Source organism: Pseudacidovorax sp. 1753 (genome assembly GCF_040544975.1).
In the GTDB taxonomy this organism is placed as follows: Bacteria; Pseudomonadota; Gammaproteobacteria; order Burkholderiales; family Burkholderiaceae_C; genus Xenophilus.
Genome location: NZ_JBEPKY010000009.1, coordinates 140955 through 163825, shown reverse-complemented (window position 1 = coordinate 163825; position 22871 = coordinate 140955). Strand labels below are relative to the sequence as shown.

The 22871-nt window shown below is 70.6% G+C and carries 23 protein-coding genes; 9 read left to right on the top strand and 14 right to left on the bottom strand.

From position 1 onward, the window contains the following. Window positions 1–24 precede the first annotated feature (24 nt). Together ABIC63_RS13195 and ABIC63_RS13190 are read right to left on the bottom strand one after the other, a co-directional pair. Window positions 25–1140, bottom strand: coding sequence for an anhydro-N-acetylmuramic acid kinase (locus ABIC63_RS13195; protein WP_294370460.1), 1116 nt, complete (start codon window positions 1138–1140; stop codon window positions 25–27). A gap of 104 nt (window positions 1141–1244) precedes the next feature. Continuing rightward, window positions 1245–2597: a M23 family metallopeptidase gene (locus tag ABIC63_RS13190; protein ID WP_294370763.1), complete on the bottom strand. Its 1353-nt coding sequence runs from the start codon at window positions 2595–2597 to the stop codon at window positions 1245–1247. Window positions 2598–2761: 164 nt separating this feature from the next. Here ABIC63_RS13190 and tyrS point away from each other — a divergent pair, with 164 nt between their 5' ends. Then, the gene (gene tyrS, locus ABIC63_RS13185) at window positions 2762–3994 is read left to right on the top strand and encodes a tyrosine--tRNA ligase (protein ID WP_354320071.1); all 1233 of its coding nucleotides are present in this window, start codon (window positions 2762–2764) and stop codon (window positions 3992–3994) included. 102 nt (window positions 3995–4096) lie between these two features. On the opposite strand, the gene ABIC63_RS13180 is transcribed toward tyrS, so the two are convergent. Further along, a complete protein-coding gene (locus ABIC63_RS13180) occupies window positions 4097–4714 on the bottom strand; it encodes an OmpA family protein (protein ID WP_354320070.1) in 618 nt (205 codons plus the stop codon). Beyond that, complete coding sequence (locus ABIC63_RS13175; protein WP_294370455.1) at window positions 4714–5187, bottom strand: FecR domain-containing protein; 474 nt, start codon at window positions 5185–5187, stop codon at window positions 4714–4716. The genes ABIC63_RS13180 and ABIC63_RS13175 overlap by 1 nt, the downstream gene beginning before the upstream one ends. A gap of 91 nt (window positions 5188–5278) precedes the next feature. Between ABIC63_RS13175 and ABIC63_RS13170 the strand changes: the two genes are divergently transcribed. After that, a complete protein-coding gene (locus ABIC63_RS13170) occupies window positions 5279–6241 on the top strand; it encodes a cation diffusion facilitator family transporter (protein WP_354320069.1) in 963 nt (320 codons plus the stop codon). Next, complete coding sequence (gene dtd / locus ABIC63_RS13165) at window positions 6238–6678, top strand: D-aminoacyl-tRNA deacylase (RefSeq protein ID WP_354320068.1); 441 nt, start codon at window positions 6238–6240, stop codon at window positions 6676–6678. Before ABIC63_RS13170 ends, dtd begins: the two co-directional genes overlap by 4 nt. 62 nt (window positions 6679–6740) lie before the next feature. Here dtd and ybeY read toward each other — a convergent pair whose 3' ends face one another. Both ybeY and ABIC63_RS13155 read right to left on the bottom strand, forming a co-directional pair. After that, window positions 6741–7202: an rRNA maturation RNase YbeY gene (ybeY, locus tag ABIC63_RS13160; RefSeq protein ID WP_354320067.1), complete on the bottom strand. Its 462-nt coding sequence runs from the start codon at window positions 7200–7202 to the stop codon at window positions 6741–6743. Continuing rightward, the gene (locus tag ABIC63_RS13155; RefSeq protein WP_294370447.1) at window positions 7202–8158 is read right to left on the bottom strand and encodes a PhoH family protein; all 957 of its coding nucleotides are present in this window, start codon (window positions 8156–8158) and stop codon (window positions 7202–7204) included. The genes ybeY and ABIC63_RS13155 overlap by 1 nt, the downstream gene beginning before the upstream one ends. Before the next feature lie 48 nt (window positions 8159–8206). On the opposite strand from ABIC63_RS13155, the gene ruvA reads away from it, so the two are divergent. Further along, the gene (gene ruvA, locus ABIC63_RS13150) at window positions 8207–8788 is read left to right on the top strand and encodes a Holliday junction branch migration protein RuvA (protein ID WP_017761470.1); all 582 of its coding nucleotides are present in this window, start codon (window positions 8207–8209) and stop codon (window positions 8786–8788) included. Window positions 8789–8929: 141 nt separating this feature from the next. On the opposite strand, the gene ABIC63_RS13145 is transcribed toward ruvA, so the two are convergent. Genes ABIC63_RS13145 through ABIC63_RS13120 form a run of 6 tightly spaced genes read right to left on the bottom strand, consistent with a single transcriptional unit; the run spans window position 8930 to window position 14793 of the window. After that, a complete protein-coding gene (locus tag ABIC63_RS13145) occupies window positions 8930–9877 on the bottom strand; it encodes a phosphatidate cytidylyltransferase (RefSeq protein WP_354320066.1) in 948 nt (315 codons plus the stop codon). Further along, window positions 9874–10578, bottom strand: coding sequence for a lysophospholipid acyltransferase family protein (locus ABIC63_RS13140; protein ID WP_502935871.1), 705 nt, complete (start codon window positions 10576–10578; stop codon window positions 9874–9876). The genes ABIC63_RS13145 and ABIC63_RS13140 overlap by 4 nt, the downstream gene beginning before the upstream one ends. Next, window positions 10575–11060, bottom strand: a complete 486-nt coding sequence (locus tag ABIC63_RS13135; RefSeq protein WP_354320065.1) for a hypothetical protein — start codon at window positions 11058–11060, stop codon at window positions 10575–10577. The genes ABIC63_RS13140 and ABIC63_RS13135 overlap by 4 nt, the downstream gene beginning before the upstream one ends. Continuing rightward, window positions 11057–12385: a phosphatase PAP2/dual specificity phosphatase family protein gene (locus ABIC63_RS13130; protein ID WP_354320064.1), complete on the bottom strand. Its 1329-nt coding sequence runs from the start codon at window positions 12383–12385 to the stop codon at window positions 11057–11059. The genes ABIC63_RS13135 and ABIC63_RS13130 overlap by 4 nt, the downstream gene beginning before the upstream one ends. After that, window positions 12382–14139 (bottom strand): bifunctional alpha/beta hydrolase/class I SAM-dependent methyltransferase, encoded by a 1758-nt coding sequence (locus tag ABIC63_RS13125; RefSeq protein WP_354320063.1) that lies wholly within the window; start codon window positions 14137–14139, stop codon window positions 12382–12384. Before ABIC63_RS13125 ends, ABIC63_RS13130 begins: the two co-directional genes overlap by 4 nt. A 45-nt stretch (window positions 14140–14184) precedes the next feature. Then, complete coding sequence (locus ABIC63_RS13120) at window positions 14185–14793, bottom strand: CDP-alcohol phosphatidyltransferase family protein (RefSeq protein ID WP_354320062.1); 609 nt, start codon at window positions 14791–14793, stop codon at window positions 14185–14187. A 109-nt stretch (window positions 14794–14902) separates the two neighbouring features. On the opposite strand from ABIC63_RS13120, the gene ruvB reads away from it, so the two are divergent. The 5 genes from ruvB to ABIC63_RS13095 all read left to right on the top strand — a co-directional run bounded on the left by ruvB (window position 14903) and on the right by ABIC63_RS13095 (window position 20546). Then, on the top strand, window positions 14903–15967 hold the full coding sequence (gene ruvB, locus ABIC63_RS13115) for a Holliday junction branch migration DNA helicase RuvB (RefSeq protein WP_294370431.1): 1065 nt from the start codon (window positions 14903–14905) through the stop codon (window positions 15965–15967). A 36-nt stretch (window positions 15968–16003) separates the two neighbouring features. After that, on the top strand, window positions 16004–16984 hold the full coding sequence (gene dmeF, locus ABIC63_RS13110; RefSeq protein ID WP_354320061.1) for a CDF family Co(II)/Ni(II) efflux transporter DmeF: 981 nt from the start codon (window positions 16004–16006) through the stop codon (window positions 16982–16984). Between the two features lie 136 nt (window positions 16985–17120). Beyond that, on the top strand, window positions 17121–17996 hold the full coding sequence (locus ABIC63_RS13105) for a UDP-2,3-diacylglucosamine diphosphatase (RefSeq protein ID WP_294370428.1): 876 nt from the start codon (window positions 17121–17123) through the stop codon (window positions 17994–17996). A gap of 91 nt (window positions 17997–18087) precedes the next feature. Next, window positions 18088–19722 (top strand): peptide chain release factor 3, encoded by a 1635-nt coding sequence (locus ABIC63_RS13100; RefSeq protein WP_354320060.1) that lies wholly within the window; start codon window positions 18088–18090, stop codon window positions 19720–19722. A gap of 14 nt (window positions 19723–19736) precedes the next feature. Continuing rightward, window positions 19737–20546 carry an HAD-IIB family hydrolase gene (locus tag ABIC63_RS13095; RefSeq protein ID WP_354320116.1) on the top strand — a complete coding sequence of 270 codons (810 nt, stop codon included), beginning with the start codon at window positions 19737–19739 and terminating at the stop codon, window positions 20544–20546. A 5-nt stretch (window positions 20547–20551) separates the two neighbouring features. Here the strand turns inward: ABIC63_RS13095 and ABIC63_RS13090 are convergent, their stop codons facing one another. After that, window positions 20552–21991 (bottom strand): enolase-like domain-containing protein, encoded by a 1440-nt coding sequence (locus ABIC63_RS13090; RefSeq protein WP_354320059.1) that lies wholly within the window; start codon window positions 21989–21991, stop codon window positions 20552–20554. Window positions 21992–22003: 12 nt separating this feature from the next. Further along, complete coding sequence (locus ABIC63_RS13085; protein ID WP_476347803.1) at window positions 22004–22783, bottom strand: ABC transporter ATP-binding protein; 780 nt, start codon at window positions 22781–22783, stop codon at window positions 22004–22006. Between the last annotated feature and the right edge of the window lie 88 nt (window positions 22784–22871).

The window sequence follows — 22871 nt, the reverse complement described above, 5'->3', positions numbered from 1 at the left end:
GGGTCGACGCGGCCGCGCCGGCAGTCAGGCCGGGTAGAGCGCGCCGAGCACCCGCAGGCCGCGGGCACCCGTGACCGTCGGCAGATTGCCGGGCTCGCCGGCCAAGAGCCGCTGCGCCAGCCAGGCGAAGGCCGTGGCCTCGACCTGCTGGGCCGGCAGGCCGTGCGCGGTGGAGGTGTCGACGGCAACCCCGGGCAGGTGCAGCGCCAGGCGGTGCATCAGGTCTTCATTGGCGGCGCCGCCGCCGCAGACGATCAGCCGCCGGACGTCCGGTGCATGCAGGCGCAGCGCGTCGGCGCAACTGCGGACCGTCAGCTCCGCCAAGGTCGCCTGCACATCGCGCGGATCCGCAGCCAGGTCGTCGGGGTGCAGGTGCTGCGCGAGCCATTGCGGATGGAACAGGTCACGCCCCGTGCTCTTGGGGATGGGGTGGGCGAAGTAGGGTTCGGCCAGCAGGCGCTGGAGCAGCGCGGGGCGGACCGTTCCCGACGCGGCCCAGGCACCTCCGGCATCGAAGGCAGTACCGCGGTGCAATTGGCACCAGTGGTCGAGCAGGGCGTTGGCCGGGCCGCAGTCGAAGCCACGTACGGGCCCGTCGTCGCCCGGCAGCAGGCTCAGGTTGGCAATGCCGCCGAGGTTGAGCGCCGCACGGACCTCCCCGGGGCGACCGAACAGCGCGGCATGGAAGGCCGGCACCAGTGGGGCGCCCTGGCCGCCCGCGGCCACGTCGCGCGAGCGGAAGTCGCAGGCCACGGGCAGGCCCGTCAGTTCGGCCAGCAGTGCCGGGTTGTTCAGCTGCAGCGTGTAGCCCGTGCCGTCGAAGGCGCCCGGCCGGTGGCGCACCGTCTGGCCATGGGCGCCCACAGCGCGGACCGAACCTGCGGCCGGACTGGTCCGATCGAGCAGTTGCCGCACCACCGCGGCGTAGTGGCGCGCCAGCCGGTTGGCGGCGAGCGCGGCCCGGTGCAGCTCGTCCACGCCCTGCGGCTGGTTCAGCGCCAGCAACTCGGCGCGCAGGGCGGCGTCGAAGCCGACGCTCGCATGGGCATGCACCGTCACGCCGTCGTCGAAGGCGGCGATCACGCCGTCCACGCCGTCGAGGGAAGTGCCGGACATCAGGCCGATGAAAAGCGCCGTCATGCGGGGTTCTCGAATGTCGCCAAGAAAAAAAGCGCCGGAGGGCCGGCGCTGCTTGGAGGGGAGTGAGGGCCGGGCCGCCGGTCTGGCGCAGGTCCGTGCCGTCGTCAGTCCGCGCGTGCCTGCAGCACCGCGCTGGCGGCGGCGAGTTCCGTGCGCGCCGCACCCATGGCCTTGGCGAAGGCCGCGCGGGCGGAGGCGGGAATCGGCGTGCCGCCATCCTGCTCGGCCAGCATGCGCTGCGGATCGAAGTACTGGCCGTCGATGCGGAACTCGAAATGCAGGTGCGGGCCCGTGGCCCAGCCGGTGGAGCCCACCGCGCCCACGCGCTGTCCCTGGCTCACGGACTGCCCCGCCTTGACGTCGATGCGGCTGAGGTGCGCATAGGCCGTCTGTTGGCGGTTCCGGTGGTTGATGATGACGATGTTGCCGTAGCCGTTCTGCCAGCCGGCGAAGTCGACCGTGCCGTCGCCCACCGTGCGCACGGGCGTGCCGGGTGGTGCGGCGAAATCGGTGCCGGTGTGCTGCCGCCAGCTGTTGAGGATGGGGTGCAGCCGCATCGCGAAACCGCTGGACACGCGGGTGAACTCGACCGGCGAGGCCAGGTAGGCGCGGCGCAGGCTCTCGCCGTCGAAGCGGTAGTAGCCGCCCTTCTGGCCGGCCGGCTCGAACCACATGGCCTGGTGCACCTTGCCGCCGGTCTCGAATTCGGCGGCCAGGACGCGGCCGGTACGCATGGCCTGGCCATCGGCTTCGAGGCTTTCGTACTGCACGGCGAAACGGTCGCCCTTGCGCAGTTGGCGGAAATCCACATCGCCCGAGAAGATGTCCGCGAGCTGGCTGGCGACGGCGTCGGGGATGCCCGCGGCGTCGGTGGCGGCGAAGAGCGAGCTCTGGATGGTGCCGCCAGCCACGCGCTGGTTGATGTCCAGCGCCTCGGCCTCGCTGCGCACGGCGAAGCTGGCGCCGTCCGGCTGCATCGTGATGCGCCGGAAACCGCCTGCGTTGTCGGGCACCCAGCGGGCCGACAGGCGGTGCAGGCGGCCGTCCTGGCCGATCTCGGCGGAGATGGTGCGGCCCACGCGGCTGAGCATGGCGGCGCGCGCCTCGCCGTTGCCGCGCACGAAAGCGGCGGCCGCCGGGTCGTTCACGCCGAGGCGGCCGAGCAGGGCGTCTGCCGTGTCGCTGGCGCGGGTGGACTCGGTGCGGAAGAGGGTGAAGCTGTAGCCGTCGAGGGCCTGGCTCTGGCTTTCGACAGAGACGGGGGTGACGGTTTCGAGGACTTGGCGGATCGGCAGATCCGCGGCATCGGGGCCCAGCGAGGCGACGGCGAAGGCGCCGCCGCCGGCGGTCATCAGCATCGCGGCGACGGCGGCGGTGAGATGGCGGGGATGGGTCCGGATGACCAGGGCCACGCGAGACGCAAACGCTTCCTCGGCGGCCAGAATGCCGTTGATCAATTTCGACAACGTAGGATCCAGGGCTCGGGTTCGGCGGCCGCCCTGCAGCGCTGTAGGTGAGCGCTGATGCAAGGGCGGGGCGAAAAGAGGCGCTGCGTAGAATGCACAGCGCAAAACCCGGCGGAGTATAGCGGCGTGTGTTGTTTCCGCCCCTCAAAATCGCAATGAATCCCCAGTCTCCTATTGGTCAAACACTATCGGATGGTGTAGGACAAGCGCTCGAAATTTCTCTGCGAGGCGCCGACGAACTGCTGCCTCAGGACGAGTGGATCCGCAAGCTGCAGCGCGCCGAAAAGACCGGCCAGCCGCTGCGCATCAAGCTGGGTCTGGACCCGACGGCGCCCGACATCCACATCGGCCATACCGTGGTGCTCAACAAGATGCGCCAGCTGCAGGACCTGGGCCACCAGGTGATCTTCCTGATCGGCGACTTCACCACCCTGATCGGCGACCCTTCAGGCCGAAACAGCACCCGTCCGCCTCTGACGCGCGAGCAGATCGAGGAAAACGCGCAGACCTACTACCGCCAGGCCAGCCTGGTGCTCGACCCGGCCCGCACCGAGATCCGCTACAACTCGGAATGGAGCGACCCGCTGGGCGCGCGCGGCATGATCCAGCTGGCGGCCAAGTACACGGTGGCGCGCATGATGGAGCGCGACGATTTCACCAAGCGCTTCAAGGCGGGCCAGTCGATCTCGGTGCATGAGTTCCTGTACCCGCTGATGCAGGGCTACGACTCGGTGGCGCTCAAGAGCGACCTGGAACTCGGCGGCACGGACCAGAAGTTCAACCTGCTCGTGGGTCGCCACCTGCAGCAGGAATATGGCCAGGAGCCGCAGTGCATTCTGACCATGCCCCTGCTCGAAGGCCTCGACGGCGTCGAGAAGATGTCGAAGAGCAAGAACAACTACATCGGCATCAGCGAGGCACCGAACACCATGTTCGCCAAGGTCCTGTCGATCTCGGACGCGCTGATGTGGAAGTGGTTCACGCTGCTGAGCTTCCGCTCGTTGAAGGAGATTGCCGCGCTCAAGGCCGAGGTCGAGGGCGGTCGCAATCCCAAGGACGCGAAGGTGTTGCTGGCCAAGGAGATCACGGCCCGCTTCCACAGCGCCCAGGCGGCCGACGCAGCCGAGCAGGACTTCATCAACCGCAGTCGTGGCGGCGTGCCGGACGAGATTCCCGAGGTGCAGATCAGCGGTGCGCCGCTGGGCATCGCCCATGTGCTCAAGCAGGCGGGCCTGGCCGCGTCCACGTCGGAGGGCAACCGCCTGATCGACGGCGGCGGCGTGCGTGTGGATTCCAGCGTCGTGAGCGACAAGGGGCTCAAGCTGGAGGCCGGCAGCTACGTGGTGCAGGTGGGCAAGCGCAAGTTCGCGCGGGTGCTGCTGGCCTGACCGTTTCAGGTGTGCCGACCGGCACGCCTGCTTCCATGCGTCGGCCACGCCAGTCGCGCGTCAGGCGGCCGGGCGGGCGCTGCCAAGAAACGCCCGGGGCTTTCAGCGCAGATCGATCACCACGCGCCGGTTGCGCGGCTCGTCCACCTCGTCGGCCGTGGGCACGGCCAGTTCGCGCTCGCCGCGTCCGGCGGCTTCGATGCGTTCCTGCGCGAAGCCGCGCTGGATCAGCATCTGCCGCACCATCTGTGCGCGGGCCAGCGACAGCGCGTCGTTGGCCGCCGCCGCACCCCGGGTGTCGGTGTAGCCGGTGATGACCAGGTCGGCGCCCGGCCGGGCCAGGGCGTCACCCAGCAGCGTATCGAGGTCGCGCTGCGATTGCGCGGCCAGCCGCGTGCCGCCGGTGTCGAAGAACAGCACGTAGCGCTGCGGGCGGGCGGGCCGCATCGAGAAAAGGCTGGGGTTGCGGGCCTGCACCGTCGCCGCGTCGGTGGTGTCGACCACCGGCGGCTGGCTGGCGGCGACCACCGAGGCGCGTTCGTAGGGCTTGTCCAGGCGCTGCTGACCGCCGGCCGTCTTCACCACCACCGCGGACGGGGTGCCGTCGTCCTGCGGCAGCAGCACCACGCGGGTGGAGGGCGGCGGTGGCGCCGCGCAGGCGGCGAGCAGCACGGCCACGGCGGGAACGGTCCAACGCAGCAGGGTGGGCGGGCGGCGCATCATGGGGCCTCGGCGGACACGATGAAGTCCGTCCCTCGGATGCCGATCGTGGCCGTCTGCGTCTCCACGCGCACGGCTTCCGGATGGGCCTTGCCCAGCAGGCCGCTGATCATGCGCAGCGAGCCCCGCAGCAGGCCGACCAGCAGGTTGCCGTCCTGCGTGGTGCTGTCGAAGCGGTAGTCGCGCAGGTCCACGCGCGAGGCGGGGCCGACGACCAGGGTGGTGCCATCCCGCAGCACGAGGCCGGCGGCGCCTTGCGCGTCCGTCTCGACGCGGTCGCTGGCACGCAGCGTGCTGCCCGCCTGGGCGGCCTGCGACTGCCCGGCCGCGTTCACGATGAGGACCTGCCCCTGGACCGATTTGATGAAGCCGGCGTGTCCGCCGCTCACGGCGTCCTGCGCCTGGGCCGGGCCCACAATGCCGGCCCACAGGGCAGCGGCGGCGAGCAGGCCTTGAAGCGTCCTCTGTCTCATGACCTTAATCTGGCGCTAAAGAAAACCGCGCATGATAGGGCGCGCCCCGGGGCGCTCTGTGGCGCGTTCAGTAGAGTTTTTGACAAAGAACATGAAATATTTCCCTATCGGTGACGATTCGCCACTTTGGCAGCCGCGCAACCTGCTGAAGCTGTCGATCGGGGTCGCGCTGGTCACCATCCTGCTCAAAAGCATCGCCGGCTACGTGACCCATTCGATGGGCCTGATCTCCGATGCGATGGAGTCCTTCGTCAACCTGGCCAGCGCGGTGTTCGCGCTCAGCATGGTGACGGTGGCGGCGCGGCCAGCCGATGACGAGCATCCCTATGGCCACCACAAGGCGGAGTACTTCTCGTCCGGCTTCGAGGGCGTGCTGATCGTCGGCGCCGCGCTGGGCATCGGCGGCGCGGCGGCGCACCGGCTGCTCAATCCCCAGCCACTGGAGCAGTTGAGCTGGGGCCTGGTGCTCTCGGCCGTGAGTTCGGCCTTCAACGGCGGGCTGGCCTGGCTGATGTTCCGCGCGGCCAAGAAGCACAACTCCATCGCGCTGGAGGCCGACGGCCGGCATCTGATGACGGACGTGTGGACCTCCGTCGCCGTGATCATCGGCGTGATCGCCGTGGGCTTCACCGGCTGGCTGTGGCTCGATCCGCTGCTGGCCATCGGCGTGGCGATCAACATCATCTGGGAGGGGGGGCAGCTGGTCTGGCGCTCGGCCCAGGGCCTGATGGACGAGGCGCTGGCGCCGGCCGACCAGGCGCTGCTGCAGTCGGTTCTGGATCGCATCGCCGCCGAGACACCGGCCGACACCGAGCTGCGCTTCGACCACCTCGTCACCCGTCGTGCCGGCCGCCGCTGTTTTGCCGACCTGCACATGCACCTGCCCGGGGGCTGGACGCTGCGCCGCGCCGCGCTGATGCGGGACGACGTCGAGCGGGCATTGATGGCGGTGCTGCCCAACCTGCGGGTGACCATCCAGCTGCTGCCGCTGAAATTCGAATCGCGGGCCGCGCTGGCGCAGGACCGCGATCCGGTCGGCCGGGTGCTGCCGTGAAGGCGCTGCTGCAGCGGGTGCGCGAGGCGCGCGTGGAGATCGCCGGCGAGGTGGCGGGCGCCATCGGCCCAGGCTTGCTCGTGCTGGTGTGCGCCGAGCCGGGCGACACCGAGGCCGTGGGCGAGCGCCTGCTGGCCAAGATCCTGAAGCTGCGCATCTTCTCGGACGAGGCCGGCAAGATGAACCGCAGCGTGCAGGATATGGGTGGCGGGCTGCTGATCGTCAGCCAGTTCACGCTGGCGGCGGATGTTCGCGGCGGCAACCGGCCCAGCTTCACGGGCGCTGCGCCGCCGGACGAGGGGAGGCGGCTCTACGACGCCTTCATCGCGCAGGCCCGCAGCCTGCATCCCGAGGTGGCCACGGGGCGCTTCGGCGCCGACATGCAGGTGCACCTGGTCAACGACGGCCCGGTCACCATCCCCATCGACATGCGCTGAAGGCCGGGATTGCTCTCCGGACCTCGTGCTGTGGTGCAGGCGGGTCTGTGAAAGGCGTGCTCTCAGCGACCCCGATACGGATTGCGCACGCCCAGCCCGGCCAGGATCTCGATCTCGCGCGCTTCCATCGCCTCGGCATCCTCGTCGCCAGTCTCATGGTCCCAGCCCTGCGCATGCAGCGTGCCGTGCACCAGGAGGTGCGCGTAATGGTCGGCCAGGGTCACGCCCAGCTCCTTCGCTTCGCGGGCCACGACCCGCGCACACAGCACCAGGTCGGCCATCACCATCGGGGACTGCGCATAGTCGAAGGTGAGCACGTTGGTCGCGTAGTCCTTGCCACGGAACTCGCGGTTCAGCTGCTGGCCTTCCTCGGCGTCGACGATGCGCACGGTGATCTCGCCGGGCGCCTCCAGCGCATGGCGGATGCAGCGGGCCACGCGGTGGCGGGGCAGGGCGGCGCGGTGGCGCGCCAGGGCGTCGATGTGGCCGAACTGCAGCGACAGGGAGAGGGGCGGCATCGCCATCAGTCGGCCTTTGCGCTGCTGCTGCGCTTGCGGGAGGCGTCGTAGGCATCGACGATGCGCGCCACCAGCGGGTGCCGCACCACGTCGCCGGTGTCGAAGCGGGTGAAGGCCAGGCCCTGCACCCGGCGCAGCACGCGCTCGGCCTCCACCAGGCCGCTGGTCTGCGTCTTGGGCAGGTCGATCTGGCTGATGTCGCCGGTCACCACGCACTTGCTGCCGAAGCCGATGCGGGTGAGGAACATCTTCATCTGCTCGGGCGTGGTGTTCTGCGCCTCGTCCAGGATGACGAAGGCGTTGTTGAGCGTGCGCCCGCGCATGAAGGCCAGCGGCGCGATTTCCAGCGCGTTGCGCTCGAAGGCCTTGGTGACCTTCTCGAAGCCCATCAGGTCATACAGCGCGTCGTAGAGCGGGCGCAGGTAGGGATCGACCTTCTGCGTCAGGTCGCCGGGCAAAAAGCCCAGGCGCTCGCCGGCCTCCACCGCCGGGCGGGTGAGCACGATGCGTTGCACGCTGCTGCGCTCCAGCGCATCGACCGCGCAGGCCACGGCCAGGTAGGTCTTGCCGGTGCCGGCCGGGCCGATGCCGAAGGTGATGTCGTGGTTGGCGATGTTGTCCAGGTACACGCTCTGGTTGGGCGTGCGTGCGCGCAGGTCGCCGCGGCGGGTGGCGAGCGTGAGGGCGCCGTCCTCGGCCTCGGCCATCTGGCCGTCGCCGGCCAGGGTGAGCTGCACCATGGCGGCGTCGAGCGGATGCCGGGCGATCTCGTAGAGGGCCTGCAGCACCTCCAGCGCGCGTTCGGCGCGGGCCTTGGGGCCGTCGATCTTGAACAGCTCGTGGCGGTGGGCGATCTTGACCTCCAGCGCCTCCTCGATGCGGCGCAGGTGCGCGTCCATGGGGCCGCACAGGTGGGACAAGCGGCTGTTGTTCGCGGGGGTGAAGCTGTGGCGGAGAATCACGCGGCTTTTTTCTCTGGCAGATGGAATCGAAGGATCGGCAAGCAAGTCATGATAGGAAAACTCACCGGAACCCTGGCCGAACGCAACCCGCCGCAGATCGTGATCGACTGCGGCGGCGTGGGCTACGAGGTGGACGTGCCGATGAGCACCTTCTACAACCTGCCGCAGGTGGGCGCGAAGGTCTCGCTGCTCACGCACTTCATCGTGCGAGAGGATGCCCAGATTCTCTACGGCTTCGCCTCGGCGGAAGAACGTGCGGCCTTTAGGCAGCTGATCAAGATCGCGGGCGTGGGGCCGCGCACGGCGCTGGGCATCCTGTCCGGGTTGAGCGTGGGCGAGCTGGTGCAGGCCATCGCGCTGCAGGAGCCGGGCCGGCTGGTGAAGATTCCCGGCATCGGCAAGAAGACGGCCGAGCGGCTGCTGCTGGAGCTCAAGGGCAAGCTGGGCGACGCCGTGGGCACCGCCGGCGCCGCGGCGCAGCCCGCCAGCGACGCCCAGGCCGACATCCTGCAGGCCCTGCTGGCGCTGGGCTACAACGACAAGGAAGGCGCCGCCGCCCTCAAGGCCCTGCCCAAGGACGTGGGCGTGAGCGAGGGCATCAAGATGGCGCTGAAGGCGCTGGCGAAGTAGGCGCTCAGGTTCCGCTGACTTTTGCTCGAAAGGCCGCGGAGCAGGCCACGCGTGGACATCCGCGGAACCGGCTTTGCCGGGCCGCTGGATGTGCCCCCTTGAGGGGGAGGCGGAGCGCGAAGTGCGAAGCCTGGGGGTGGGTCAAGGAACCCACCAATAGTGGAGCGCGTGGAAGTACATCGGCGCGGCAAAGATCACCGAATCGAGCCGGTCCAGCATCCCGCCATGTCCTTCGATCATGGTGCCCCAGTCCTTCACGCCGCCGTCGCGCTTGATGGCGGACATCACCAGCCCGCCGAAGAAGCCCATCATGCAGATCATGAAGGCCATGAGCGCGGCCTGCCAGGGCGCGAAGGGCGTGGCCCACCACAGCGCCGCGCCCAGCAGCGTGGCGCTGGCCACGCCGCCGATGAGCCCTTCCCAGGTCTTGGAAGGCGACAGCTCCGGCGCGACCTTGCGCTTGCCCATGAGCTTGCCCCACACGTACTGCAGCACGTCGCTGCCCTGCACCACGATCACCAAAAAGGCGATCAGCAGCAGGTTGCGGCCCTCGAAGCCCGGGATGTGCAGCGTCAGCAGCGCCGGCACGTGGCTGATGCAGAACACACAGACCATCAGGCCCCACTGCACCTTGGACGTGCGCTCCAGGAAGCGTTGCGTGTCGCCGCCCAGGGCCGACAGGATGGGCAGGATGAGGAACACCTCCACCGGGATGAAGATGGCGAACATGCCGTACCACTCGATCCAGACCAGGAAGTACTGCACCGGCAGCGCCACGTAGAAGGCTGCGGCCATGGCCAGGTGGTCGCCGCGCCGGGTGTAGGTCAGGCTCAGGAACTCGCGCAGGGCGTAGAAGGAGACCAGGTAGAACAGCAGGATCACGCCCAGCTTGCCGAAGGCGAAGGCGATGCCGATCACGACCACCATCACCCACCAGGCATTGACCCGGGCGTTGAGGTTGTCGATGACCGAATGGGGCGCGCCGTGGGCCACGCGCCACTTGAGCAGCGCGCCGATGGCCGAGGCCAGCACGAGCACGCCGGCCACGCCGCCGAAGAGCATCAGGGTGGTGTGGGTGATGGGGCTCATCGTTCCTCCGCTTTGTCATGGTCCGGCCGCAGGTCCAGCATGGCCTGCTGCGCGCGCGCCAGGAAGGCGGCCTTGTCCTCGCCGTCGGCCAGCACCACCGGCGCGCCGTAGCGCACCGAGCAGGCCAGCGGCACCGGTACCAGCTGCCCCTTGGGCAGCACGCGCTTGAGGTTCTCGATCCACACCGGCACCAGCCGCACCTGCGGGCAGGCCCGGGCGATGTGGAAGAGGCCGCTTTTGAGCGGCAGCATGACCGCATCGCCGGTGTTGCGCGTGCCCTCGGGGAACATGATCAGCGAATCGCCGGCCTCCAGCGCCTGCACCATCTGCTCCACGGGATTGGTGGCCGCGCCGCCCGCCGCACCGCTGCCGTCGCGGCGGATCATCAGCGCATTGAACACGTCCTGGCCGATGAAGCGGCGCAGCCGCGAGGCCAGCCAGTAGTCCTGCCCGGCGACAGGCCGCGTGATCGCCCGCAGGTCGGGCGGCAGCGTGGCCCACACCAGCACGAAGTCGCCGTGGCTCGAATGGTTGGCGAAGTAGAGCGTGGTCTCGGCCACCGGCGTGGTGCCGCTCCAGATGGCGCGCACGCCCGTGAGCAGGTTGGCCACCAGCACGATGGCCCGGGCGGCAACGAAGGCGCCGGCCTGCCGCAGCAGGACGCGCGCAGGCGGCATGTCGGAGTCGAGGATGTCGTTCATGGCGAAGGCAGGCCGGCGTGGAGGCCGGCGATGAGGGCGATCAGGACGCAGAGGGTCTGCAGCAGCGCGACGCCCAGATGCCCGCGCATCAGGGCCTGCGTGCCGCGCAGGCGCTCGTCCAGCGGGCGTGGGGTGCCCGGCGACGAGGGGCGCAGGCCCAGCCAGCCCAGCGCGTCGTCCAGCGCGGCCAGGTCGGGCAGGACGCCGCGGGCGAGGGCTGCGAACAGGCCCTCGTCCAGGCGCAGGCGCAGCGCGAGGTAGCGTTCGGCCAGGCCGAGCAGCGCGCCGAGCGCCCAGGCGGGAAGGCAAAGGCGGCTCGCCGGCACGGCCCAACCGGAGGCCACCGCCGTCAGGGCAAGGAGGCAGGCGGCCGACAGCAACAGGCTCCAGGCGGCCACGGGCCGCTGGGCGGCCAGTCGCGCGGCCAGGGCGGCGCAGCGGCTGCGTGCCAGCGGATCAGGGGGTGGCGACGGCAAGGTCATGGATGGCGCGGCAATGGCTCGGGGCTCTGCATGGCCGACAGCGCCGCCCGCCACGGCGCACGCAGCACGATCTGCGGCCGCGCGCGCCGGACCATCGCCTCCGCGGCGGCCAGCTCGGACGCACCGCCGTGCCGCAGCAGCCAGCCCACGACTGTCGCAGCACTGCGCGAAAAGCCCAGTGCGCAGCAGACCCACACGGCGCCATCGCCGGAGCCCCGCTGGCCTTCCAGCACCGCGACGGCCCGACGCAGCCGGGCCGGCGAGGGCGTGGCGAGGTCCAGCATCGGCACGCAGCGGGCGCCCGGCACGCGTGGCAGTTGCAGTTCGGCGCACAGGCTCAGCAGCCGCGGCCGGCCGGCGGCCTGCCACTCCGCCTGGGAGGGGAGGCGTCCCAGCCACAGACCCGGCGCCACCTCCACGCGGGCCGGCAGCTTGCGCGTCCAGGCCCACGCGTTGACGGCGGCCGCGGCCCGGTAGGGGCCCAGGAGCCAGCGCGCGGCGTAATGCATCCGGCCGTGCCGGTCCATGCGGAAGCCGCGCGCGCCGAAGCCGGCGTAGTTCAGCGCCACCAGAGCCAGCGACGCGGCGGGCCAGCCCAGCCACAGGAACCCTCCGCCCCACTGCCGCGCCAGGGCCAGGCACAGCAGGGCTCCCACCGCGTAGGCCCCGGCCAACCGCCAGCGCCCGCCGTCCCGCGCCCACCGCCAGGCGCGCGGCAGCGCCACCTGCCGCTCCAGCGGCCAGAGCCACACGCACAGCAGGCCCAGCAGTGCGCCGGTCGGGATGTCGATGAAGTGGTGCTGGTAGGTGGTCAGCACCGAGGCGCAGATCAGCAGCGTCCACACGTGCAGCACCGCGCGCGCCCAGCGCGGGCGGATGAGCTGCCGGTACCAGTCCCACAGGATCACGGCCAGCGCGATGTGCAGCGAGGGCGCCTGGTTGAAGGGCTTGTCGAAGCCGCGCAGCGCCTCGAACAGGAAGGCGGGCGCACCTTCCACCGCCGGCTGCCCGAAGCTGAAGCCCAGCGGCCAGAGCACGAAGCAGCTGACGGCCACGACCTGCGCCGTCAGCAGTCGCGCCGCATGCCGGTCCACGAGATGCCGCGTGCGGCCGAGGAACAGCGACAGCGCATAGAAGGCATTGATCGACCAGTACGGAAAGATGGTCCAGGCCCAGAAGGGCAGGCTCCGTTCCCAGTCGAACACGACCGACGGCACCTGCGGCCGCGTGCCGGCCCACCAGTTGGCCAGGCCGTAGCTCAGGTAGAAGAAGGGCCCCAGCAGGGCCAGCCAGGCGAGGGCGCGCTTCCAGGGGCGCTTCGTCATGCCTTCTGCGCGAGCGAGACGGTGAAGATGCCCCAGCGGTCCACGCGCTGGGCGATCTTGCGAAAGCCCGCGGCTTCCACCAGCTGGTCCATCTCGGCCTGTGTGCGCCGACGCATCACCCAGGCCTGGCCCTGGCGGTGGCTGGTCAGTGCCCGCGCGATCATCTCCAGTTGCGGATGCCAGGGCTGGCCGGTGTAGACCAGGTAGCCGCCGGACTCCACCGCGTCAGCCACGCCCGCCAGTGAGCGGGCGACCATCTCGTTGTCGGGGAAGAGCTCGTACAAGCCGGACACCACCGCCAGCGTAGGCCGCGGCGTGACGGCGGCCAGGCTCGCGCGGTCGAAGGCATCGGCCTGCACGAAGCGTGCGATTTCCTGCAGGCCACGCTGGGCGATGAGCCGCTGCCCATCGCGCACGTTGATGTCGCTGTAGTCGCGCAGCAGGATCGACACGGGCGCGACGGCACTGCCTGCCGCGGCATCGAGCACATAGCGGCCATGGCCGGCCGCGATGTCCATCAGCCGCACCTCCCGGCCTTCGTGGGCAAGCCGCCCCATGGCCTCGCGCAGCAGCTCTTCGACATGCAGCTTGCGCTGGCGGATGCCGCGCCAGCCGATGGAGTCGAGGTAGGTCCGGTCCACCAGCTGGCCCACCAGCGGCGCGCCCGCCGGCTCGTTGCGGTAGACGTAGTCCAGCGTGCTGCCGGAATCGAAGCCGGTGGCGTGGCCCAGGGCGATGCCGCGGGACAGCCGGCCGCCCAGGCGCAGCCCGGCGCGCGTGGCGGCCCAGTACAGCCCACGCGGCGACAGCGCCGGCAGCGGGGCCGCAAGTGCCCGCGCCTCGTCGGCGGTGAAGCCCTGGCGGTCGGCCGTGCGCAGGTCGACCGGCGCGGGTGGAGCGTCGAAGAGCCGCAGGATGAAGTCGCGCACCGCGGCCACGGCGCCGGCCCGGTCGCGCTCGCCCAGCGTGTCGTGGAAGAAGCCGGGCAGCTCCAGCTTCTCTTTCACGCGGCTGCCCAGCCGGTCGAAGAAGCGATGCTGCGGCCCGTGGTGCACCACCCAGTCGGCGCCGGAGATCAGCAACTGCGTCGGCAGCACGATGGCCTGGGCGTCGTCGACCACGCGCTCGGCGGCCTCGTACAGGTCCAGCAGGATGTTGACGGCGATGGGCCGGGTGATCAGCGGATCGGACTGGTAGCTGGCGATGCGCGCCGGGTCGTGCGTGAGGAACTTCGGCTTGACGTAGCTGTTGACGAAGAACAGCCCGCGCAGCCTGTGCATGAGTGCGAGACCGGGCCGCGCGAAGGGCACGTAGAGCTTGACCTTGAAGGCCGGCGAGGCGAGCGTGAGGCCGCGGACCTTCGGCGCGTAGTCGTGGGCCCAGGTCGAGATCAGCACGGCCCCCACGCTCTGGGCCACGACGTGCATGTCCTGCTCGGCCACGCCGTGCTGCGCGGCGATGTGCTCGACGAAGGTCTGCACGTCGCGCACCGAGTGCGCGAAGCTGGGGCTGTGGCCGCGCTGGCCCGGCGAGCGGCCATGGCCGCGGGCATCCCAGGCGAAGAAGTGGAAGTCGGGCAGGTCCAGCTCGTCCACCAGATGCGCCATGCGGGCGCCGTGCTCGTGGCCGCGGTGGAAGAGCAGCACCGCCCCACGGCGCGCGCTGCCGGTGGCAGGCCAATGGCGATAGAAGAGCGATTCGCCGTCGTGCGTCTGGAAGTGCCGTTCCTCGGCGATGCGTGGTGTGGCCGTCATGCGTGATTCGTCCCCGGGGTTGTTGTGAAACTCATCGGCGCCGGCTCATCCGGCGGTGCGTTCGGCCAGGGCGGCGCGCACGCGGCGCACCACCGTCCAGCCCACGGCCAGGGCCAGCAGCGGCATCAGCCAGGCCGCCGCGGCCGGCAGGGGCCAGCCCAGGGCCACGTACAGCCCCACTGCGCCGAACACGAAGGCGCGGTCGCTCTTGCCCATCGGCCCGTCGTAGCGGCGGCTGGCACCGACCGTCGGCCCCAGTGCGCCCGCGAATTCGGACAGGCCCGCCAGCACGATCACCATGCCCACCCAGAAGCCCGAGAAGGGGGCGACCAGCGCGAAGGGCAGGTACAGCGCCGCGTCGGACACCACGTCCGTCAGCTCGTTGAGGAAGGCGCCCAACGCGCTCTGCTGGCCGTGCTCGCGCGCCAGCATGCCGTCGACGGCATTGAAGGCCATGCGCACCAGCATCCAGAGCGGCACCAGCGCGAAGGCCGCGTGTGAGGGGGCGGCCCAGAACAGCCACAGGCCGAGCGTCACGGAGACGATGCAGGCCGCCATCGTGACCTGGTTGGCCGTGACCCCCGCCCGGGCGAGGCGTTGGACCAGGGGGCGGAGCAGGGCCTGGAAGCGGGGCTTGAGCTGGTAGATGGACAAGGTGTTGACGGTGAGCGGCAGGAGCGGTCGATTCTGCCGCCTGAATGCAGGCTGACCGCGTCCCGGCCGCGGCAGGCGCCGCCTACAATCCGCCGCTTCACCCCGCGACATGTCCATCCACACCGACGACTTCGCCCCGGTACCGCAGCGCGTGGTGTCCGCGGCCCCCGCCTCGCCCAACGAAGAAGCCATCGAACGCGCCCTGCGGCCCAAGCTGCTGCAGGAATACGTGGGCCAGGCCAAGGTGCGCGAGCAGCTCGAGATCTTCATCGGTGCCGCCCGCAAGCGGCGCGAGGCGCTCGACCATGTGCTGCTTTTCGGCCCGCCGGGCCTGGGCAAGACCACGCTGTCGCACATCGTCGCGGCCGAACTTGGCGTCAACCTGCGCCAGACCAGCGGCCCGGTGCTCGAGAAGCCCAAGGATCTGGCGGCGCTGCTGACCAACCTCGAGCCCAACGATGTGCTCTTCATCGACGAGATCCACCGGCTCTCGCCGGTCGTCGAGGAAATCCTGTACCCCGCGCTCGAGGACTACCAGATCGACATCATGATCGGCGAGGGGCCGGCGGCGCGCAGCATCAAGCTCGACCTGCAGCCCTTCACGCTGGTGGGCGCCACCACGCGCGCCGGCATGCTGACCAACCCGCTGCGCGACCGCTTCGGCATCGTGGCGCGGCTGGAGTTCTACACCGCCGAGGAGCTCACGCTCATCGTCACCCGCAGCGCCGGCCTGCTCAACGCGCCCATCGACCCCGAGGGCGCCTTCGAGATCGCCCGTCGTTCGCGCGGCACGCCCCGCATCGCCAACCGGCTGCTGCGCCGTGTGCGCGACTATGCCGACGTGAAGGGCGATGGCCGCATCACCCAGTCCATCGCGCACAAGGCGCTGGCCATGCTCGACGTCGACCCCGAAGGCTTCGACCTGATGGACCGCAAGCTGCTGGAAGCGGTGATCCACCGTTTCGACGGCGGTCCTGTGGGCCTGGACAACATCGGTGCCAGCATTGGCGAGGAGTCCGGCACCATCGAAGACGTGATCGAGCCCTACCTGATCCAGCAGGGCTACCTGCAGCGCACGCCGCGCGGGCGCATCGCCACGCTGGCGGCCTACCGCCACCTCGGCGTGGCGGCGCCCAGCAGCCGCAGCGCCGACGGGGACTTGTTCGGCAGCTAGCCGGACGGCGGGGCGGCTGCCAGAATCGCCGCCGCCATGCATACCCACGACCTCAGCCCCTGGCAGCACAGCCATCAGTTCGACACCGGCAACCCCGCCGCCGAGCGCAGCACCCGCTGGGTGCTCGCCATCACCGCCGCCGCGATGGTCATGGAGATCGCCGCCGGCTGGTGGTTCAACTCCATGGCGCTGCTGGCAGACGGCTGGCACATGAGCTCGCATGCGGTGGCCATCGGCGTCAGTGCCTTCGCCTACACCGCGGCGCGCCGCCTGGCGCGCGACCGGCGCTTCGCCTTCGGCACCTGGAAGATCGAGGTGCTGGGCGGCTTTGCCAGCGCGGTCTTCCTGCTGGTGGTCGCGGGCCTGATGGTCTTCGGCTCGCTGGAGCGGCTGTGGTCGCCGGAGCCGATCCATTACCGCGAGGCGGTGATCGTGGCCGCGCTGGGCCTGGCGGTGAACCTGCTGTGTGCCTGGCTGCTGGCGGGCGCGCACGGGCATGACCACGGACACGGCCATGGCCATGCACACGGCGGGCATGGGCACGGTCACGATGTGCACGGACACGACCATGGCCACCACCACGACCTGAACCTGCGCTCGGCCTACCTGCACGTGCTGGCCGATGCCGCCACTTCGGTGCTGGCCATCGCCGCGCTGCTCGGCGGCTGGTTCCTGGGCTGGGCCTGGCTCGACCCGGTGATGGGCGTGGTCGGCGCGGTGCTGGTGGCCAACTGGGCGCGCAGCCTCCTGCGCCAGACCAGCGCGGTGCTACTGGACCGCGAGATGGACCATCCGGTCACCGAGGAGATCCGCGAGGGCATCGAGACCGGCCTGGCCGATTCGCACACCCGTGTGGCCGATCTGCATGTCTGGCGCGTGGGCCGCGGGGCCTATGCCTGCGCGGTGACGGTCGTCACGCACTCGCCCACACTGGACGCCGACGGCGTGCGCGCCTGCTTCTCGATGCACGAGGAAATCCGGCACTCCACCGTCGAAGTGCAGCGCTGCAGCGCCTGAGCGCCCGTCTCTGAACGGCGTGCCAACCGCGGGGCTCCGCGCCCACCGACGGTGGTGCGTACGGCCCGACCACCGTCACGCCTTCTTCACGCGAACGCCACGAGGGCGTCACGCAGGCCGCCGATGCTGACGGCCCATGCAACGCGACGACGCCTTCCTGCGCGCCTGGCAAGACAACGCCGGTCGCCTGTCCGATGCCGGCGAGGACGAAGGCGGGGGCGAGCGCCCCGTGCTGCGCTTTCGCACGCTGTGGATTTCCGACCTGCACCTGGGCACGCCCGGCTGCCAGGCCAACGCCCTGCTCGACTTCCTGAAGAACACCGAGTGCGAGACGCTGTACCTCGTGGGCGACATCGTCGACGGCTGGCAGCTCAAGCGCCACTGGTACTGGCCGCAGGCCCACAACGACGTGGTGCAGAAGCTGCTGCGCAAGGCGCGCAAGGGCACGCGGGTGATCTTCATCCCGGGCAACCACGACGAGTTCGCGCGCAAGTACTTGCACCACAACTTCGGCGGCATCGAGGTCGCCGACGAGTGGGTGCACGAGACGGCCGACGGCCGCAAGCTCTGGGTCATCCACGGCGACCTGTTCGATGGCGTCATCCAGTGCGCCAAGTGGCTGGCCTACGTGGGCGACTCGCTCTACGAATTCACGCTGCGCCTGAACCGGCATTTCAATTCGCTGCGCGCGCGCATCGGCCTGCCGTACTGGTCGCTGTCCAAGTACCTCAAGCACAAGGTCAAGCGCGCCGTGAGCTACATGGGCGACTTCGAGCAGGCGGTGGCCCGCGAGGCCGAGCGCCGCGGCATGCAGGGCGTGGTCTGCGGCCACATCCACCATGCCGAGATGCGCGAGATCGACGGCATCCTGTACTGCAACGACGGCGACTGGGTCGAGAGCCTGACGGCGCTGGCCGAGCATGCCGACGGCCGGCTGGAGCTGCTCGACTGGACGCCCCGCGTGCGCCAGCAGGGCCGCCGCGCGGCGCAGCCCGTGCCGGCCCTGGGCTGATCGCCCGGCGCGAGCGCCGCCCCAAAGCCCCGGTCCGCACGGCGGGCGCGCTGCCGTCTGCGAAAATGGCGGGTTGCCCTGGAGCCCGCCTGTGTCCTCTCCCTACGCCGCCGAAACGCGCCGCCGCCGCACCTTCGCCATCATTTCCCACCCCGACGCGGGCAAGACCACGCTGACGGAAAAGCTGCTGCTGTTCTCGGGCGCGATCCAGATCGCTGGCGCCGTCAAGGGCCGCAAGGCCAGCCGCCACGCCACCTCGGACTGGATGGAGATCGAGAAGCAGCGCGGCATCTCGGTGGCCAGCTCGGTGATGCAGATGAGCTACCGCGAGCACGTGGTCAACCTGCTCGACACGCCCGGCCACAAGGACTTCTCCGAAGACACCTACCGCGTGCTCACCGCCGTGGACTCGGCCCTGATGGTCATCGACGCCGCCAACGGCGTGGAATCGCAGACCCGCCGGCTGATCGAGGTCTGCCGCCAGCGCGACACGCCCATCATCACGTTCGTGAACAAGATGGACCGCGAGGTGCGCGAGCCCCTGGACATCCTCGACGAGGTGGAGCGCGAGCTGGGCATGCCCTGCGTGCCCATGACCTGGCCCGTGGGCCAGGGCAAGAGCTTCGGCGGCATCATCAACCTGCGCACGCAGGCCATGACCGTGTTCGAGTCCGGCAGCGAGCGCCGCCCGCAGGACTTCGAGACCATCCCGCTGCGCGACACCGACAAGCTGCGCGCCCGCTTCGGCGCCGAGTTCGACAGCGCCCTGGAGAGCATGGAACTGGCCACCGGCGCCTCGCCCGAGTGGGACCACGAGGCCTTTCTCGCCGGCAAGCAGACGCCCGTGTTCTTCGGCTCCGGCGTCAACAACTTCGGTGTGATGGAGGTCCTGGACGCGCTGGTGGACCTGGCGCCCGCGCCGCGCCCGCGCACCAGCACCACGCTGGTCAACCGCCAGCCGGTGGTCAAGGAGATCCAGCCCGAGGACAAGGACTTCGCTGGCGTGGTCTTCAAGGTGCAGGCCAACATGGACGCCAACCACCGCGACCGCATCGCCTTCGTGCGCATCGCCTCCGGCAAGTACCAGCCGGGCATGAAGCTGCGCGTGCAGCGCACCGCCAAGGAGCTGCGGCCCACCAGTGTCGTGACCTTCATGAGCCAGCGCCGCGAGGCGGTGGAAGAGGCCTATGCCGGCGACATCGTGGGCTTCACCACCCATGGCGGCGTGCAGCTGGGCGACACCCTCACCGACGGCGCCAGCCTGCAGTTCACCGGCCTGCCCTTCTTCGCGCCCGAAATGTTCATGACCGTGGTGCTCAAGAACCCGCTGCGCACCAAGCAGCTGCAGCAGGGCCTGATGCAGCTGGGCGAGGAGGGCGCCATCCAGGTCTTCAAGCCCGAGGCCGGCGGCAACATGCTGCTGGGTGCCGTGGGCCAGTTGCAGTTCGAAGTGGTTCAGCACCGCCTGAACACCGAGTACGACTGCGACATCCGCCTCGAAGGCTGCCAGTACACCGGCGCGCGCTGGATCACGGCCGACACGCCAGCCGAGCTGCGCGAGTTCGAGAACGCCTACCCCATGCGCATGGCACGCGACGCGGCCGACACGCTGGCCTTCCTCTGCACCAGCCCCTACGACGTGCGACTGGCGCAGGAGCGCTTTCCCAAGATCCACTTCCATCCCCTGCGCGAGCACGCCGGCCTGGCGCTGCAGACGGCCGGCTGATGGGGCACGAGACGATGCGGCCGTTGGCCGACTGGCCCGAAGCCGCCCGCCGCGGTCTGGTGGGCGTGTTCACCGACATCGACGACACGCTGACCACCGACGGCGCCATCACGCCCGATGCCCTGGATGCGCTGGCTGCACTGCAGGCCGCCGGCCTGCAGGTGGTGGCCATCACCGGCCGGCCCGTGGGCTGGAGCGAGCCCTTCGCGGCCCGCTGGCCGCTCGACGCCATCGTGGCGGAGAACGGCGCCGTGGCGCTGGTGCCCGAAGGCACCTGGCAGCCGGGCGGTGTGCGCATGCTGCACAAGCGCTACCAGCAGGACGCCGCCACCCGCGCCGCCAACTTCGCGCGCATGCAGGCCGTGCTGGCGCACATCGAGGCCAGCATCCCGGGCGCGCGCCGCGCCACCGACAGCGCGGGCCGCGAATGCGACATCGCCATCGACCACAGCGAGTTCACGCAGCTGTCCGAGGCGCAGATCGACAAGGTGGTGATGGCCATGCGGCACGAGGGCATGCACGCCACCGTGAGCAGCATCCACATCAACGGCTGGTACGGCGAGCACAACAAGCTGTCGGGCGCGCGCTGGATCGTGCGCGAACTCTGGGGCCGCGACTTGGGCGCCGAGATGGAGCGCTGGGCTTACGTGGGCGATTCGACCAACGACGCGCTGATGTTCCAGGCCTTCGACCACAGCATCGGCGTGGCCAACGTGGCGCGCTTCGTGCCGCATCTGTCGCACCTGCCGCACTACGTGGCCGAGGGCGAGCGCGGCGCCGGCTTCGCGCAGGCGGCGCGCGACGCGCTGGTGGCCCGGCGCTGATCGGATCAGCCGGCCGGCCAGGCCGACGCGGGCATCGCCGGCGTCTCGTCCAGCGTAGGAGACACCGTTGTGCCGAAGCCGGCCGCCGCGAGCGAGCCGACGGCCAGTTCGCCGCCCACGATCCGAAGCCGCGGGCCGGCGGGCGTGGCCTGGTACAGGTCGGGGTGTGCAGCGAGGAAGGCCTGCGCCTCGGCCGCCGGCCGGCCCTGGAACCCGTCCACGAAGTGGTGCGCATTGCGCTCCACGTCGCCGATGCCCAGCCAGGCGACCAGGGCCAGGTCCTGCTGCAAGGCCAGCCCCGGCAGTGTGGTGAGGTCTTCCGCCGACATGAAGCAGGGGTCGGCCGGGCTCGCCGCGTTCCACAGCAGGCAGCGCGCCCGGTTCAGGATGGACTTGTAGAAGCCCTTGCAGGCCTTGGTCGAGACGCCGCGGTAGCCCAGTTGACGGGCGCGCACGAAGGCGTCCAGTTCGCCGTCCGACTCGTCGATGAGCAGCGGCGGCAGGCCCTGCAGGTCCGGCAGCGGCGCGGTAAGCGCACGGCCGCGGGCGATGGGTTGCTCGATGAAGCGCACGGCGGCGCACAGCGACACCAGCGCGGGATCGGCGCGCATCTGGCGCCACAGCGCGAGCACGGCCGCGGCGTCCTCGAACTGCTCGTTGCCGTCCAGCGTCACGGCCCAGCCGGGCGGCTGGGTGTCGAGCAGCGCCGCGATGCGGCCCAGGCGTGGGAGGTCGGCCTCGGGCTGGCCGGAGAGCTTGATCTTGAAGTGCCGGTTGCCGTAGGCGGCGATCACCTCTTCCAGCGTCTGCGGCAGGCCGTCGTGCACCTGGGCGTCGGCGGCCACATCCGCGGCGGTGATCGGGTCGAGCAGGCCCACCGTGTGGCGAGCGGCCAGGCGCCGCAGCGGTTGCTGGCCCGCCAGGAAGGCGGGCAGGTCCAGTCGCGCCAGGTCGGGCGCCACGGAGGCGGCCTCGATGCCGGGCAGGTTGGCGTGCAGCGCCTGCCAGAGCCCGACGCCTTCCAGCCGGCACAGCGCGTCGAGCACCGCCCGGTCGAGCAGGGCCGGCCCATAGCTGGCCACCAGCGGATTGAGCCCCCGGCGTGCCCCGGCCTGCTGCAAGGGGCCGTGGTGCTGCGCGAACAGGGCGAAGGCGCTCAGCGGCGGCGCGGCCAGGTAGGCCTCGCGCGCCTGCTGCAGCGAGGCGCGCAGCTGGTGCTGGTTGTCCTCGTCCGACAGGCGTGCATCCTTGTCGAACCACTTGGCGGCCAGGGCGTCGGCCGCGAAGCCTTCGCCTTCCCGGCCGTCCGGTAGCCGGATGCGCAGCCGCACGATGGCCTGCTGGCCGCCCGTGACCGTGATGGCCCCGAAGCGAAAGGGCAGGCGCATGCGGTAGGTGGACTCGAACAGGTCCACCGCCGTGACGCGAAGGCGCGGCGCGTCCATTGGATGCGCCGCCTACCAGTGCGGCCCGTCGCGGCCTTCGTCGCCGCGGCCGGCGCTGCCGGACAGCTCGGTGTAGATGCGGAAGGCCAGTTGCCCCAGCTCGGGCGTGGCCCGCGTCCGGGCGGTGCGTGGGCGGGCGATGGACACGTCGTGGATCTCCGCCACGCGGCCCGGGCGCGGCGACATCACCACCACCCGGTCGGCCAGGAACACGGCCTCGGGAATGGAGTGCGTCACGAAGACGATGGTCTTGCGCGCGGCGCGGGGCTGGTCCTGGCCCCAGATGCGCAGCAGTTCCAGGTTCATGTCGTCGCGCGTCATGGCGTCGAGCGCGCCGAAGGGCTCGTCCATCAGCAGGATGGGTGGGTCCAGGATGAGTGCGCGGCACATCGCAGCGCGCTGCTGCATGCCGCCGGAGAGTTCGCCGGGCCGCTTGCCGGCAAAGTCGCCGAGCCCGACCAGCCGCAGCAGTTCATGCGCGCGTTCGCGGTAGCGGGCACGGTCCAGGCCGGCGAGCTCCACCGGCAGCAGCACGTTGTCCAGCACGCTGCGCCACTTCAGCAGCAGCGCCGCCTGGAAGACCATGCCCACCTGTGGAATGGGCTTGTCCACCGGCACGCCCTGCACGCGCACCTGCCCGCTGGTCACCGGCCGCAGCCCGGCCATGGCGCGCATGAGCGTGGACTTGCCGCAGCCGCTCGGCCCGACCAGCGCGACGAACTCGCCCTCGTGGATGGACAGCGAGATGTCGCGCAGCGCCTCCACCGGGCCGCTTTCAGCGGGGTAGACCATGCCGGCATGGTCGACCTCGATCAGCGGCCGCGCCGTGCCGGGGCCGGGCGGCGGGGAAGCGGTGGAGGCCATGCCGATGCCGCCTTCG